Consider the following 13,907-nt stretch of genomic DNA (forward strand, 5'->3'; position numbering starts at 1 on the left):
TGAAGAATTCAGTTAGGAATCGGGGTAAGTAGGGTGTGCGAATCACTTAATCGCGCTAATGATTCGTTCTAACGAATCACCCACGCCCCAGTTTGCAGGAGCAGCGAATGGCCGCAAAAGACACCGACGACCGTAAGCCCGACGATCAGGACGCGGAAATCTCTCTTGATATGAGCCAAGCCGCGGTCAAGAAAATGATCGCTGAGGCGCGGGAGAAGGGCTACATCACCTATGATCGCCTGAACTCTGTTCTGCCGCCGGATCAGGTGAATTCTGAGCAAATCGAAGACGTGATGTCGATGCTGTCCGAAATGGGCATCAACATCATCGAAGACGAAGAAGTCGAAGAAGAAGAGCAAAAGACCACAGCGCTGGTCGATACCTCTTCCGCAAACCGCGAAGTCGCGCTTGGGTCTGGCAACGCTGAAAAACTGGATCGCACTGACGACCCGGTCCGTATGTATCTGCGTGAGATGGGCTCTGTTGAGCTCTTGTCTCGTGAGGGTGAGATCGCGATTGCGAAACGCATCGAGGCCGGTCGCAACACGATGATCGCCGGGCTCTGTGAAAGCCCACTGACCTTCCAGGCGATCACAATCTGGCGTGACGAACTTCTGTCTGAAGACATTCTTTTGCGCGATGTCATCGATCTGGAAACCACCTTTGGTGACCAGATGGGCGACGATGACGAGGAAGAAAGCGTGACCAGCACCGCCGGTGCCGCCGCGCCTGAAAAGAAAGAAAAGGCGCAGGAACTCGACGCTGATGGCAACCCAATTGCCAATGATGACGAAGATGATGACGATGATCAGGCAAACCTGTCGCTTGCGGCGATGGAAGCAGCGCTGAAGCCTCGCGTTCTGGAAATGCTGGATCGCATCGCAGAAGACTACGCTGAACTGTCAGAAATGCAGGACAGCCGGATTTCTGCGACTTTGAACGAAGATGATACCTTCTCTTCCAAAGAAGAAGACAAATATCAGAAACTGCGCTCTGAGATCGTGGAACTGGTGAACGAACTTCACCTGCACAACAACCGTATCGAAGCGCTGATCGACCAGCTCTACGGTATCAACCGTCGTATCATGTCCATCGACAGCTCCATGGTGAAACTGGCTGACCAAGCCCGCATCAACCGCCGTGAATTCATTGACGCTTACCGTGGTCGCGAACTTGATCCAACTTGGCTTGAAGACATGTCCCAAAAGCCGGGTCGTGGCTGGCAGATGTTCATGGAACGCTCTGTCGATAAAGTCGAAGAACTGCGCGGTGATATGGCGCAAGTGGGTCAATACGTCGGCCTTGATATCCCTGAATTCCGCCGCATTGTGCAGCAGGTTCAGAAGGGTGAAAAAGAAGCCCGTCAGGCGAAGAAAGAGATGGTCGAGGCAAACCTGCGTCTCGTGATTTCCATCGCCAAAAAGTACACGAACCGTGGCCTGCAATTCCTTGATCTTATTCAAGAAGGTAATATTGGCCTGATGAAGGCCGTGGACAAGTTTGAATACCGTCGTGGCTATAAATTCTCCACCTATGCAACATGGTGGATCCGTCAGGCAATCACACGTTCGATTGCAGACCAGGCACGTACCATCCGTATCCCAGTGCACATGATCGAGACGATCAACAAGTTGGTGCGTACCGGTCGCCAGATGCTGCATGAAATCGGTCGCGAGCCGACACCTGAAGAACTGGCTGACAAGCTGCAGATGCCGCTTGAGAAGGTCCGTAAGGTGATGAAGATCGCCAAAGAGCCGATCTCTCTGGAAACACCAATTGGTGATGAGGAAGATTCACAGCTCGGCGATTTCATCGAGGATAAAAACGCGGTTCTGCCACTGGATTCCGCAATTCAGGAAAACCTGAAAGAAACCACGACTCGCGTCCTCGCCTCTCTGACGCCACGCGAAGAACGTGTTCTTCGGATGCGTTTTGGTATTGGTATGAACACCGACCACACTCTGGAAGAGGTTGGTCAGCAATTCAGCGTGACCCGTGAACGGATCCGTCAGATCGAAGCGAAAGCACTGCGGAAGCTGAAGCACCCAAGCCGCAGCCGCAAGCTGCGCAGCTTCCTAGATCAATAATTCAGTGCGCCTCCGAGGAAACTCGGGGGCGTTTTCTTCTTTGGAAGGATACCCCTATGTCTTTGCTCAAGAAACTTTTTGGTGGCTCTGGCCCTAAAGCGCCAGAACCTGAATCTCATCAGGGGTTTCTCATCTTTCCGGATTCCCAGGCCGAAGGTGGGAATTACCGCCTTGGTGCACGGATTGAAAAGGAAATTGGTGGTGAGCTGAAAACCCACCTTTTGATCCGGGCGGATACCTTCAATACTGCGGATGCGGCGAATGAAGCTGCAGTTCGAAAGGCAAAGCTGCTAATAGATCAGATGGGCGAGCGTCTGTTCTAAACAGCTTACTTCAATTGCATTGTTGTGAATTTTCATGCGCGTTATTCGGGCATCGTGTTAACGTGCCTTAGTTTCAGTTTATTAGGGTAGTGATATGAAAATACTCAAATGGATTTTCGGCATCGTTGTCGTGTTGGCCATCGCGCTCGTTGCGATTGCATATTTGCTTCCGCGTGAGGTCTCTGTCGCACGCTCGATCGAAATCAATGCCCCAGCTTCAGATATTTTTCCTCATTTCAACAATTTAAGCGCAACCGAAGCTTGGTCGCCTTGGCTAGATCGCGATCCAGATGTGAAACTCGCCTATAATGAAATCGCTGAGGGGGCTGGTGCCTCGATGACCTGGGCTTCTGATAATCCGCAGGTCGGGAACAGAACTCAAGAAATAACCGAGAGTGTCGAAAACACACGCGTCGTCACAGCGCTCGACTTCGGTCCGCAGGGGACTGCGATTGCGACCTTTGAACTGGCTGAGGCGAATGGCGTGACCAATGTCACCTGGGGCTTTGACACCGATTTGGGCATGAACCCAATGGCGCGATGGTTTGGTCTTGTGATGGATGACATGCTGGGGCCGGACTACGAAAAAGGCCTCTCCAACCTGAAGGCGCTTGTTGAAAGCTAATGTCGCAGCGGGTCTTTCACCTCTCAACATCCGGGCAGGGGCTCTATGAGTTTACCCGCCCGGTGACGCAATGGATTACTGATGGACAGGTAGAACAGGGACTTCTAACGCTCTTCTTGCGACATACCTCTTGCTCTCTCCTCATTCAGGAAAACGCTGATCCTGAGGTGCAAACAGACCTTCGAAATTTCTTCCATAGTTTGGTGCCACCGTCAACGGACCCTTCGATGTCTTACCTAACGCATACTTATGAGGGCCCCGATGATATGCCGGCCCATATCAAAGCCGCGATGATGCCGGTCAGCTTGAACATTCCAATTTCAAATGGGCGGCTCGTGCTTGGTACATGGCAGGGTATCTATCTGTTTGAGCACAGAAATGCGCCGCATGACCGACAGGTTGTGGCCCATATTAGCTGAATTCAACGCTTTATCTAGCGGAAGCATTTCCCCTCTACCCAAACTCTAGCGTTCGCCCTATAGTGGCTGTGGATAACTTTGGGATCAGCCCAATAACCTAGGCAAAAAGACTGTGGGGGACCGTCATGCGCTGTCCGTTTTGCGGAAATATCGATACTCAGGTGAAAGATTCCCGCCCGGCGGAGGATCATGTTTCGATCCGGCGTCGTCGGTTCTGCCCATCCTGCGGCGGACGCTTCACAACCTATGAACGCGTTCAGCTGCGTGATCTGGTGGTGGTGAAATCAACGGGACGCCGAGAGGACTTTGATCGCGACAAGCTGGAGCGGTCTATTCGTATCTCCATGCAGAAACGCCCAGTGGAACCAGAACGCATTGATCAGATGATCTCTGGCATTGTGCGGCGCCTGGAAAGCATGGGTGAGACGGATATTCAGTCAAAGCAAATCGGTGAGATCGTGATGGAGGCCTTGGCCCGCATCGACACCGTTGCCTATGTGCGCTTTGCCAGTGTGTATAAGAATTTCCAAGCCGCAGACGACTTTGACAAGTTCGTCTCTGAGCTAAGGCCGAACATAAAGCCGGAAGAGTGACCCAGACAGACCAACGATTTATGGCGCTCGCCCTAGGATTAGGGCGGCGTGGGCAAGGGCGAACATGGCCTAACCCTGCGGTGGGCTGCGTGATCGTGAAAGAGGGTCGGATTGTTGGTCGTGGTTGGACACAACCGGGCGGACGACCGCATGCAGAACCCATCGCTTTGGCGCAGGCCGGAATGGCTGCAAAAGGCGCAACCGCTTACGTCACTCTGGAACCCTGTTCCCATCATGGCAAAACACCTCCTTGCGCGGAAGCTCTGATCAATGCGCAAGTGGCGCGCGTTGTTGTCGCCGTTGAAGACAGTGACGGGCGCGTGTCTGGACGTGGCTTCAAGATGCTGCAGGATGCTGGCATCGAGGTCACGCAGGGCGTCTTGGCCGATGAAGCTGCGCGTGATCTGCAGGGGTTCTTCCTGAAGACAGAGCAGGGCCGACCCTTTGTAACCCTAAAACTCGCCCTGACGTTGGATGGGCGCATCGCCACCGCCACAGGTGAGAGCCAATGGATCACCGGACCAGAAGCGCGGCGTGATGTGCATATGATGCGCGCGCGCCATGATGCTGTGATGGTGGGTGGTGGCACCGCGCGGGCGGATGATCCGTCTTTGACCGTGCGTGATCTTGGGATTGATGATCAACCTGTACGCGTGGTTGTGTCGCGCCGTCTTGATCTGCCGTTGATGAGCAACCTTGCCCGAACAGCCAAAGATATCCCGGTTTGGCTCGCACATGGTGCTGATGCCGATCATGAGCTGGTTCGCACGTGGGAAGGCATTGGCGCAGAGCTGATGCCCTGTGATCTTGAAGGCGCGCATCTGTCGCCGAACTCCATCCTGCAATCGCTGGGAAGCAGGGGGCTGACTCGCGTGTTTTGTGAAGGTGGCGGCGCCTTGGCGGCCTCTTTGCTGACCGCTGATCTTGTGGATGAGTTGGTGGTGTTCAGCGCTGGCAAAGTGATTGGCGCGGAAGGCTATCCAGGTGTTGGTGCCATGGGCGTAGAGCGTCTGGGCGCGGCACCGCAGTTCGATTTGGTGGAACAGAGGGCTGTCGGAGCCGACGTCAAAATGGTTTGGCGTCGTCCTACCTAGCGCCAGAGCCCACTTTGGCTGGCCAACAAGCCTTGTGCCTTTGACAGCAGACGATTGCTCAGTCCTGGACGCGGTAAGCGTCCTTTCGACAGACGTTCCATCGCTACTTCCACCGAGCAGGGCAAACCTGTTACAGGGTCAAAGTAACGTGGCGCATCAATGAGAGCAGCATGCACAAGTCCATTGAGCGTGAGACGCGCTTGTCGGCGCACTGGCGTCTTTCCAAGATCGGTCGTAAGCCCCCAACCAGCATAGAAGGGTGCACCAAAAGTTGTGACCTTACAGCCTCGAATGAGAGCTTCAAATCCAGTCAGTGACGTCATTGTCCAAACTTCCGATACCTGACCCAATAGCCAAGCCATATCAACGTCTTGCAGGACCATGTCCGCTATCAGGTCAGCATCTTCAACAACACCTTCACGTAGGCCTGCGACCACGTCAGGGTGGGGCTTATAGATAATTGTCGCTTCGGGGTTTGAGGCACGAACCGCCTGCACAAGCGCGCGATTGGTTGCGATATCATCCGTTCCGCGGAGAATAGATGCGTCGTCTTCAACCTGTCCCGGGACAAGGATCAGTGGGCCATCCGGCAGGTCAGGGTGTCCTCCACCTAGATTATATTTGCTGAGGCCAAGCGTATTGAGCTTTTCGATGAGCTTTTGTGCCCGCAGATCTTGGTCAGGCCGAAGCTCAGACCGTTTCACGATCCAGTTTTCGACGTCGCTTGCGCGAGCAGGATCGTAATAAATCCCAGTGGCATCGCAGATCAGTGAAAGCGGGGGGACTAGTTCCGCCCCCAAACCACGTGATCGAAGAAACCCGTCTTCCACGCGCGTCGTTTCAGACGGCCCATCTTTTATGCCCCATGTCAGGGCAGGGGCGTCAGAAGCGCTGTCAAATGTCATTCGCTTATGCTGGCCAAAGAACTTTTGGAAATGCTTGCGTTTCCAGAGCCGAATGCCGTGGCCGTTCCAGCCCCGGTGATCTTCTCGCCAAGACCGGGCCTGTGCTTCAAGCTGGCCAATCACGTCTTCCAACTCGCACAACGCATCTCGATAGGGGTCATACCAGCGCGTATAAAGCATCATGGTTGCTGCGAAGAGCTGAGAGCGTGTCAGCTGCCGATGGCGACGCGGCACTGGGCGCTCATCATTAGTGAGCCCCCAGCCAGTGTAGAATGGCTGACCAAATATGCGCGGTTTGTGACCAGCATAGATTGCCTCAAAGCCTAATTGAGAAGAGATTGTGTAGACGCCGACAGCGCCCTCAAACAGGACCCAAGGGCTGATTGGAGTATCCCAGAGTGAAATCCGCTCGTTGCAGTCTTTTTCTGAAAAGTACCCAGGGCGAATGCCTTCTAGCGTTTCTGGGTGGGTTTTGATCAAAACCCGCGCGCCGGGATGTTCTTCCTGCGCCATCACAAGCATTTCTTGAAAATGCGCATCGCCTGCGCCACTGGCCGTGACAGAGGCATCCCCCCGTAGCTGATCCACAACCAGCACATAGCCTGGATCCGGGGCAGGGACGTCAACTGGCACCGCTGCGTATTTGGTGAGATGCGCGTCTTTGATACGGGCAATACAGCCGCGCGCGCGATTTAGCAGCGCCGCGTCATCAAGAGGGTGCGTTGCAAGGAGTGTTTCGAGTTCAGACGGGGTGCTTGGATCAAAATGCACCCCATTGCGATCTAAGAACAACCCAACCGGCGGTTCTCCCTTTGCACCGGGAAAGAGGCTGCGCAGAAAGGCATCTTCGACCCGAAGAATATCGACCTCTTTTTGGGCAGCGATTTTCTCACCACGGTGAGCGGTTGGGCTTTGTCCCCAGATACCAACCAAATCCTCCGATCCGGGCAACCCAAGACTGATTTGATATCCCGACAGGGACAGAATACGACGCAGGCGCTTTTGCGTCAGAAAGCCACCACTATAAACAAAAAGCCGCCGGGGAGAGGTCTCCCCGGCGGTATCTTGGTTCATCTCAGGATAGGCGAGCATTAGCCGCCTGCGAGTGTCTGAAGCGAACTTACAGATGTCGCAGAGCCAGTGATTGACGAAATGGTTTTGTCCCAAGTGGTGAACGGAGCCTCGGTAACATAAAGTGTATCACCGTCGCGAACCACAAAGTCGCGCGCCATGAACATGCCATTTGGTTCTGTCAAATCAAGCACATAGACCATGCGCTGCGCACCGATCAGGTCATCACGACCCAGAACTTGGTTTGCGATTTCACCCGGTTCGTTGCGGAAGATAAAGACGCCTTTCGGGTCTGCCGCAGCAGAGTTCAACCCGCCGACCTGCGCAATCGCTTCGATGGCAGATAAGTTTTGAGAGTCAAAGGTCACACGGCTTTGAGTGCCGGTTGCACCCAGGGCTGTAAAGGCACGTGTGTCGGCCTCAACCAGAATGCGGTCTCCTCCACGCAGGGCAATATCGAGATGCGGATTGTCATAGAGATCTTGGAACCAGATCTTGCCCGTATGGCCTTTACGCAGAACAGTCACCTGCGCGATTTCAGGTTCGATGGTCACGCCGCCGGATTGCGCCAGCATTGCCGCCAAGGTGCGGGTCGGACGTTCGATTGGGTAGACACCCTGCGCGCCAACAACACCTACGATTGAAACTGTTGCACCGTCACCTGAGGCGCGGCGGACTTCAACCTGTGGATCAGGGGTTTGGTCTTCCAGTTTGCTGACGATCACGCGTCGGATGGCTTCTGGTGTATTGCCTGCTGCACGGATGCGGCCTGCATAGGGCACAAAGATAAAGCCCGAACCGTCAACCTGAACCTCTTCCAAAACTGCGGCGACCTGACCTTCTGGGCCAAGCAATGGTTTATCAACGTTTTCCCAAATGGTCAGGGAAAGCACATCGCCCGGACGGATGGTGTCCGACCCCAGAGTTCCAGCGTTCTTAAAGGCGTTGGAGAAGCCAAGTGCTGAAGTCACAGCGGTTGCTCGTGTTACGCGGTCGTTCACTGAAACGACAAAAGCATCGCCCTGTTTCTGAACAGAGCCAGCAAAGATCTCACGTTTGTTCGGGCCCGGACGTGGCAAGCCACATGACGATACAACGGCCAAAGCCGCAATAAGGGCAATACCCTTCGCCCAGCGGGAAGTTTGGGGTTTCACTGCACGGTCTCCTCGACCTATTTCTGCCTCAATTTATATTTTGACGCTAACTTACCTGAATCTGTGAATAAAATCCAGCACTAGACCTTGTGGTTCTTACGTCACCGCCCGCAACTGTTGCCTTGGGGCCGCTGTGCCGGAAGCCAGCGCTTCGTAAGGGTCTTCGGAAGACAGCATCATATCCACCACCTGGCGTAGGAGCTGCCGGCGTCCACGACGCGAGTAAAATCCGCCGGGCACTTGGCTCGTTTCCAGAAGGAAGCGGCGATATTCGCGATAGGCCATCATGTCAGGGCGAATGGCACCGGCAAAGAAGCGACGCAGAGATTGATTTGCGATGAATTCAGGCTGGTCATAAACCGCCTTACCAAAAATCTTCAGCGGAATACCGCGCCACAGGACCTGCTGGCCAGCAGTTGAATTGACCGTCACTGCAGAGCGCGCGTCTTTGAGAAGCTGGGCGAGCTTACCGCCGCGCACAAAATGCACGCGATCAACAACTCCATGCTCTTTCGCGAGCTTTGCAATGGTTCGGCGCACCGGAACACGGCCGTCCTCAAGAGGGTGGGCTTTGATCACCAGATGATGGTGCTGCGGCGCACCTTCGGCAAAGTTTTCTATAACCAATTCAAGGAATTCTGCCATTGTGTTAAACGGAGAATGCATCTGAAAACTACTGTCGTGTTCAAGCTGAAGCAGCGCCAAATGATAAGGAAAGCCGCCGAAGCGCACGCGATGTGTTGCAATGCGTCGCTCTAGAGCATGTAAAGGCATGCGCAGCAACCTGCGCAAATAAAGTCGGAATTCCTGACGAACGTTTAACGCGCGGTGTGGTTTGAAATTTGCAAATCGTGCATTTCTGAACATGACAAACCAATGATAGAGCGCGCCATAAAAGACATGCTGTCGCATATCGCCCCAGTGGCTCGGCGGCATTGGGGGATCAAGATCAGAGCCTTCCAGGGCTTTCTGCATTTCAGGAATGGTCATATCCATTAAACGGGAATTGCCATTTGATCCGCCCCGCTCATAGGTCACCCAGAAGGGGCGCAGATATCCTTCTTCAAAGATATGGACTGTGATCCCGCGTGCTTTTGCGACTTCAACGGCTTTTTGGTGAATCCCACGCGTATCGCCATAGAGCACAATATCCGTAATGTTTTTTTCTTCCAGTACGGCTTCATAGAAGTCAGGCCAAGCTGATTGCTTATCCTTGAAAGGCAGAAACGTTGATTTGTCTTTCCAGAAAAACGCATCACCAGCGTTAAATCCCACACGCCAGCACTGTGCACCGGACCGCGCCAACATATTGGCCAGTCCTTGGAAAAAGGGACCATGCGGTCCCTGCAAAAAGAGAAAGACGCGATCCGCGCCGCCTGCCTGCAACATTCTTGTGCCCATGCCGTTTTTGGCCGTCTGCCTTGTTTTGGCAGCTTATCATGCCGCCTTTTGAAGTGAGGTTAATTAACCTCTGGGGCAAAAGTAAGGCGACTTGTCTATTTAAAGCCGGGGCGTTACCTGTGGAGCACGATTTAGATTTGGGCAACGAGGCCAGCTATGTTCACTGGGATCATCACCGATATTGGCATCATTCGCGAGCTTGAGCAGCGCGGCGACCTGCGCGCGCGGATCGAGACTGCTTATGATACGGCAACCATCGACATGGGCGCCTCAATTGCGTCTGATGGCGTTTGCCTTACTGTGATTGCATTGGGTGATAATTGGTACGATGTTGAAATTTCAGCGGAAACCGTATCCAAAACAAATCTCGCGTCATGGAAAGAAGGCAAACGAGTGAATCTGGAACGTGCGCTTAAAGTTGGAGACGAGCTGGGTGGCCATATCGTATCTGGACACGTGGATGGCGTTGCAGAGATCATCGAGATGAAAGATGAGGGCGACAGCACCCGGATTTCATTCCGTGCGCCAGAGGAACTCGCGAAGTTCATCGCAGAGAAGGGGTCCGTCACATTGAACGGTACGTCCCTGACGGTGAACGAAGTAAACGGCACTGAGTTTGGCATCAACGTGATCCCGCACACTCAGCAGGTCACCACTTGGGGTGACGCGAAAACCGGTGACCGTGTGAACCTCGAGATCGACACGCTTGCGCGCTACGTCGCACGTTTGGCGGAAATGACAGCCACGCCTTAAAGCCGAAAGGCGCCAGATACCGCAGCGTTTCGCAAATTGATCCACTAGTCATCCCCATGGGGATAGGCTATGGCCTGTGCAAATTCTGCTGCGAAAGACACGTCATGAGCTTTGAAACTCCCGGTCCCGTTGAAGCCGCGTTGCGCGACGCGATTAGCCCGATTGAAGAGATCATTGAAGAGGCCCGTCAGGGGCGTATGTATATTCTCGTTGATCACGAAGACCGCGAGAATGAAGGCGATCTGGTGATCCCAGCTGGGTTTGCCGATGACAAAGCCATCAACTTCATGGCGACCCATGGTCGGGGGCTGATCTGCCTGACGCTTCCAGCAGAACGGATCGAAGAGCTGGGTTTGCCCATGATGGCGATGCACAATTCCTCGCGTCATGAAACCGCCTTCACCGTGTCTATCGAGGCGCGCGAGGGTGTAACTACCGGGATTTCTGCAGCGGACCGCGCCCTGACCGTGGCAACTGCAATCAACCCGCAATGCACCGCAGCTGACATTGCCACACCAGGCCACGTCTTCCCATTGCGCGCGCGTCGCGGCGGCGTGCTGATGCGCGCTGGCCATACCGAAGCAGGCTGTGATGTCTCGCGCCTCGCAGGCCATTACCCATCGTCCGTGATCTGCGAGATCATGAAAGAAGACGGCACCATGGCGCGTCTGCCGGATTTGGTGGAATTCGCAAAGAAACACGGCCTGAAAATCGGTACGATTTCTGATCTGATTACCTATCGTTCCCGTAACGACAACCTCGTGGTCGAAACCTCTTCAGAGACTGTTCAATCTGAGTTTGGAGGTGAGTGGGAGATGCGTATCTTCACCGACCAGACCCACGGTGTGGAACATGTGGTGATGATCAAGGGCGACGTCACAACGGATGAACCGGTATTAGTGCGCACCCACGCGCTGCACGAAGCAAGTGACTTGCTGGGTCTTGGTCCAAAGCCTGCCAATGAGCTCAACGTGGCGATGGAACTCGTTGCCAAAGAGGGCCGGGGCGTTGTTTGCCTCTTCCGCTCTCCGCATAACGCGCTTTATGCCAACGAAGAACAGGGGCCACGCACCGTGAAACAAATTGGCCTGGGTGCGCAGATCCTGTCTAAGATGGGTCTGGAGAAACTGGTACTGCTGACCAACTCCCCAAGCACCAAATATGTGGGCCTTGATGCCTTTGGTCTGGAAATTGTCGGCACCCGTCCGATTGAAAAGGAATAAGTCATGGCTGGCGCAGAACAACATTACATCATGCCGCGTGCGGAATTCGACAAGCCGGTCAAAATCCTGATCGTAGTCTCTCCGTATTACAAAGACATCGCCGACAATATGGTGGCAGGCGCCGTGGCTGAAATCGAAGCCAGCGGCGGCACCTATGAGATCGTCGAAATGCCGGGCGCGTTGGAAATCCCTACCGCGATTGGCATTTCAGAACGCATGTCCAACTTTGATGGTTACGTGGCCTTGGGTTGCGTCATTCGCGGTGAAACCACACACTATGACACCGTCTGCAACGACAGTTCTCGCGCGATCCAACTGCTGGGTCTGCAGGGGCTTTGCATTGGCAATGGCATCCTGACGGTTGAAAACCGCAAGCAGGCCGAAGTGCGCGCCGATCCAAAAGATCAAAATAAAGGCGGCGGAGCAGCCGCTGCGGCCTTGCATCTCGTGGCGCTTTCGCGCAAATGGGGCGGCCCGCGTAAGGGAGTCGGTTTTCTGCCCACTTCTGACGAGTTGAAGATCGCGGGTGACAGCAAGGGTAACCCGACCGCATGACTTCTGACGCCAAAGCTGGCCTGTCCGGCAACCAGAAACGCAAGATGAAATCCGCCGCTCGCTTTTTCGCGACGCAGGCGCTTTATCAGATGGAGCATTCCGGCCAGACCTATGATCAGGTCCGTCTGCAGTTCCTGGACCACCGCTTTGGCGAGGAATTTGACGGCTATGCGATGCTGGAAGGGGACGCTGATCTCTTTACGCTTTTGCTGAAAGAAGCGGTGAACCATCAGGCATTGGTTGACCAGATGACTGACCGTGCACTGGTCGCGAAATGGCCATTGGGCCGTATCGACAGCACACTGCGCGCCTTGTTCCGCGCCGCAGGTGCCGAGCTGACGCAAAGCGATACACCAGCGAAAGTTGTTATTGTCGAGTTCGTTCAGGTCGCGCAGGCCTTCTTCCCGGAAGGGAAGGAAGGCAAGTTCGTGAACGCGGTGCTCGACCACATGGCCCGCGAAGCCAAACCAGAAGAGTTCTGAGTAGGCCGGGCTTCAGCCCGGCTTTTTTATTCGCATCGTATGGCGGGGTTTGCCCACACCTTGATTTCAACGTCCGATGGTGGAGTGAAACCCCGCTCTTCAAGACTGATGTCCGCTTTGCGGACAAAGTTGACTTTCGCTGCGGCTGTTCCGATGGCCGCTTGCGGAATCGAGAAATACCAGAAGCGTACGTTCTTGGACCAGAGAGGGTAAACCGCCTGAGAGGGCAAATTTAACCGAACAGCTTTGCCAGAGCTGCGGTCGCTCCAGCGATTTTCGCTACACTCGGAAGTACATCAACTAGCCCATCCCAAGTGCGTTTAAGAAGCGACTTCCTTGGTTCGTCACGGTCCAGCTCTTCATTTAGCTGATCCAGAAGCTCACCTGCTTCCTTGTCCCCTGATCGTTCCACAACAACTGACAGTTCTTCTATAAATGAAGCCAGATCGTTATCAGATCTTTCCTTGAACTGGTTTACAACCTTCTTCGCCATGGACTTATTAAGAACGACGGAATTGCTGATATTTGAGAAGTGATCGCCCATATATGTGTTCCCATATTGATTTATTACTGATGCCGTTTCATGAGTGCTCAACATATCTTGAAACTGGCGAGCACTTTCTCCAAAGCGTAAACTCGTTTTCTCAAGGGCGAGCTCAAGATTCCGGATAGTCCGATGACGTGTAGGCGTGTCGGCATTTGCATCCTCGTCCGAGGCAGCGGCAGCACGCAATATGCCAATCATGTTGTTCAAATCGTCTTGCAGCTCAGAAAAAGCTGTGTCGATTATTGTCCTTTGGGCTTCGTCAAGGAGATGATTGTTCGTGTGCACAATACGCCATGCCTCAACGACCGGAGCCCAACCAACTTGAGGTTCAAATGTTTGCACACCGTCAAACGCCTCGAACACGCCTTTGGTAAGAAAGGTCCTTACACTCACGATTGCTTTTTCGATGTCTTCAATTGGCATAAAGTATCTCGACTACAAAAAATTCAATTGAGGTATCGTACCTGCAGCCGGGATTCGATGCTAGCCTGGAAGCAATTGTCTATCTCCTTATGGAGATAGCCATGCGCGTCAAATCCGGTGGCCTTTACTCGCTTGATCGCCAGTGTAGACAAAAGCGTAATGCATCCAAAAGCCCAATCAAAAACTAGAGGACGACTTGGGTGGTTTCCTCTAGAGCCAATAAAGCAGACGTCGGCGATTGATGCAGCATCC

14 protein-coding genes are annotated in these 13,907 nt (G+C 53.9%); 10 read left to right on the forward strand and 4 right to left on the reverse strand.

Translation table 11 applies throughout. The features are described 5' to 3' along the window. Nucleotides 1–107: 107 nt before the first annotated feature. The 6 genes from rpoD (at nt 108) to ribD (ending at nt 5,141) form a co-directional block, all read left to right on the forward strand. Entirely contained in the window at nt 108–2,087 is a 1,980-nt protein-coding gene (gene rpoD / locus M0D42_RS03770; protein WP_265020272.1) for an RNA polymerase sigma factor RpoD, read from the forward strand. 56 nt (nt 2,088–2,143) lie between these two features. Next, entirely contained in the window at nt 2,144–2,410 is a 267-nt protein-coding gene (locus M0D42_RS03775) for an HlyU family transcriptional regulator (RefSeq protein ID WP_265020273.1), read from the forward strand. A 94-nt stretch (nt 2,411–2,504) separates the two neighbouring features. Beyond that, entirely contained in the window at nt 2,505–3,035 is a 531-nt protein-coding gene (locus M0D42_RS03780; protein WP_265020274.1) for an SRPBCC family protein, read from the forward strand. Beyond that, the gene (locus M0D42_RS03785; RefSeq protein ID WP_265020275.1) at nt 3,035–3,454 is read left to right on the forward strand and encodes a secondary thiamine-phosphate synthase enzyme YjbQ; all 420 of its coding nucleotides are present in this window, start codon (nt 3,035–3,037) and stop codon (nt 3,452–3,454) included. Before M0D42_RS03780 ends, M0D42_RS03785 begins: the two co-directional genes overlap by 1 nt. 125 nt (nt 3,455–3,579) lie before the next feature. Beyond that, on the forward strand, nt 3,580–4,047 hold the full coding sequence (gene nrdR, locus M0D42_RS03790; RefSeq protein WP_265020276.1) for a transcriptional regulator NrdR: 468 nt from the start codon (nt 3,580–3,582) through the stop codon (nt 4,045–4,047). Continuing rightward, complete coding sequence (ribD, locus tag M0D42_RS03795) at nt 4,044–5,141, forward strand: bifunctional diaminohydroxyphosphoribosylaminopyrimidine deaminase/5-amino-6-(5-phosphoribosylamino)uracil reductase RibD (RefSeq protein WP_265020277.1); 1,098 nt, start codon at nt 4,044–4,046, stop codon at nt 5,139–5,141. Before nrdR ends, ribD begins: the two co-directional genes overlap by 4 nt. Here ribD and M0D42_RS03800 read toward each other — a convergent pair. From M0D42_RS03800 to M0D42_RS03810, 3 genes are all read right to left on the reverse strand, one after another. Beyond that, entirely contained in the window at nt 5,138–7,138 is a 2,001-nt protein-coding gene (locus M0D42_RS03800) for a capsular polysaccharide biosynthesis protein (protein WP_265020278.1), read from the reverse strand. The genes ribD and M0D42_RS03800 overlap by 4 nt on opposite strands. Further along, nucleotides 7,138–8,271, reverse strand: a complete 1,134-nt coding sequence (locus tag M0D42_RS03805; protein WP_265020279.1) for a polysaccharide biosynthesis/export family protein — start codon at nt 8,269–8,271, stop codon at nt 7,138–7,140. Before M0D42_RS03805 ends, M0D42_RS03800 begins: the two co-directional genes overlap by 1 nt. Nucleotides 8,272–8,367: 96 nt before the next feature. Next, the gene (locus tag M0D42_RS03810; RefSeq protein WP_265020280.1) at nt 8,368–9,660 is read right to left on the reverse strand and encodes a capsule biosynthesis protein; all 1,293 of its coding nucleotides are present in this window, start codon (nt 9,658–9,660) and stop codon (nt 8,368–8,370) included. A 168-nt stretch (nt 9,661–9,828) separates the two neighbouring features. Between M0D42_RS03810 and M0D42_RS03815 the strand changes: the two genes are divergently transcribed. The 4 genes from M0D42_RS03815 to nusB all read left to right on the forward strand — a co-directional run bounded on the left by M0D42_RS03815 (nt 9,829) and on the right by nusB (nt 12,685). Further along, nucleotides 9,829–10,425, forward strand: a complete 597-nt coding sequence (locus M0D42_RS03815) for a riboflavin synthase (protein WP_265020281.1) — start codon at nt 9,829–9,831, stop codon at nt 10,423–10,425. 104 nt (nt 10,426–10,529) lie between these two features. After that, nucleotides 10,530–11,648, forward strand: coding sequence for a 3,4-dihydroxy-2-butanone-4-phosphate synthase (gene ribB / locus M0D42_RS03820; protein WP_265020282.1), 1,119 nt, complete (start codon nt 10,530–10,532; stop codon nt 11,646–11,648). A gap of 3 nt (nt 11,649–11,651) precedes the next feature. After that, the gene (locus tag M0D42_RS03825; RefSeq protein WP_265020283.1) at nt 11,652–12,203 is read left to right on the forward strand and encodes a 6,7-dimethyl-8-ribityllumazine synthase; all 552 of its coding nucleotides are present in this window, start codon (nt 11,652–11,654) and stop codon (nt 12,201–12,203) included. Further along, nucleotides 12,200–12,685: a transcription antitermination factor NusB gene (gene nusB, locus M0D42_RS03830; protein ID WP_265020284.1), complete on the forward strand. Its 486-nt coding sequence runs from the start codon at nt 12,200–12,202 to the stop codon at nt 12,683–12,685. The genes M0D42_RS03825 and nusB overlap by 4 nt, the downstream gene beginning before the upstream one ends. Before the next feature lie 232 nt (nt 12,686–12,917). On the opposite strand, the gene M0D42_RS03835 is transcribed toward nusB, so the two are convergent. Beyond that, on the reverse strand, nt 12,918–13,655 hold the full coding sequence (locus M0D42_RS03835) for a hypothetical protein (RefSeq protein ID WP_265020285.1): 738 nt from the start codon (nt 13,653–13,655) through the stop codon (nt 12,918–12,920). Nucleotides 13,656–13,907: the final 252 nt, after the last annotated feature.

Source organism: Cognatishimia activa, assembly GCF_026016445.1.
Classification (GTDB): Bacteria; Pseudomonadota; Alphaproteobacteria; order Rhodobacterales; family Rhodobacteraceae; genus Cognatishimia; species Cognatishimia activa_B.

What these genes read in the sequence shown, in the direction of transcription:
- rpoD (WP_265020272.1), top strand. Translation starts at nt 108, where the DNA reads ATGGCCGCAAAAGACACCGACGACCGTAAGCCCGACGATCAGGACGCG.
- M0D42_RS03775 (WP_265020273.1), top strand. Translation starts at nt 2,144, where the DNA reads ATGTCTTTGCTCAAGAAACTTTTTGGTGGCTCTGGCCCTAAAGCGCCA.
- M0D42_RS03780 (WP_265020274.1), top strand. Translation starts at nt 2,505, where the DNA reads ATGAAAATACTCAAATGGATTTTCGGCATCGTTGTCGTGTTGGCCATC.
- M0D42_RS03785 (WP_265020275.1), top strand. Translation starts at nt 3,035, where the DNA reads ATGTCGCAGCGGGTCTTTCACCTCTCAACATCCGGGCAGGGGCTCTAT.
- nrdR (WP_265020276.1), top strand. Translation starts at nt 3,580, where the DNA reads ATGCGCTGTCCGTTTTGCGGAAATATCGATACTCAGGTGAAAGATTCC.
- M0D42_RS03800 (WP_265020278.1), bottom strand. Translation starts at nt 7,138, where the DNA reads ATGCTCGCCTATCCTGAGATGAACCAAGATACCGCCGGGGAGACCTCT.
- M0D42_RS03810 (WP_265020280.1), bottom strand. Translation starts at nt 9,660, where the DNA reads ATGTTGCAGGCAGGCGGCGCGGATCGCGTCTTTCTCTTTTTGCAGGGA.
- M0D42_RS03815 (WP_265020281.1), top strand. Translation starts at nt 9,829, where the DNA reads ATGTTCACTGGGATCATCACCGATATTGGCATCATTCGCGAGCTTGAG.
- ribB (WP_265020282.1), top strand. Translation starts at nt 10,530, where the DNA reads ATGAGCTTTGAAACTCCCGGTCCCGTTGAAGCCGCGTTGCGCGACGCG.
- M0D42_RS03825 (WP_265020283.1), top strand. Translation starts at nt 11,652, where the DNA reads ATGGCTGGCGCAGAACAACATTACATCATGCCGCGTGCGGAATTCGAC.
- nusB (WP_265020284.1), top strand. Translation starts at nt 12,200, where the DNA reads ATGACTTCTGACGCCAAAGCTGGCCTGTCCGGCAACCAGAAACGCAAG.
- M0D42_RS03835 (WP_265020285.1), bottom strand. Translation starts at nt 13,655, where the DNA reads ATGCCAATTGAAGACATCGAAAAAGCAATCGTGAGTGTAAGGACCTTT.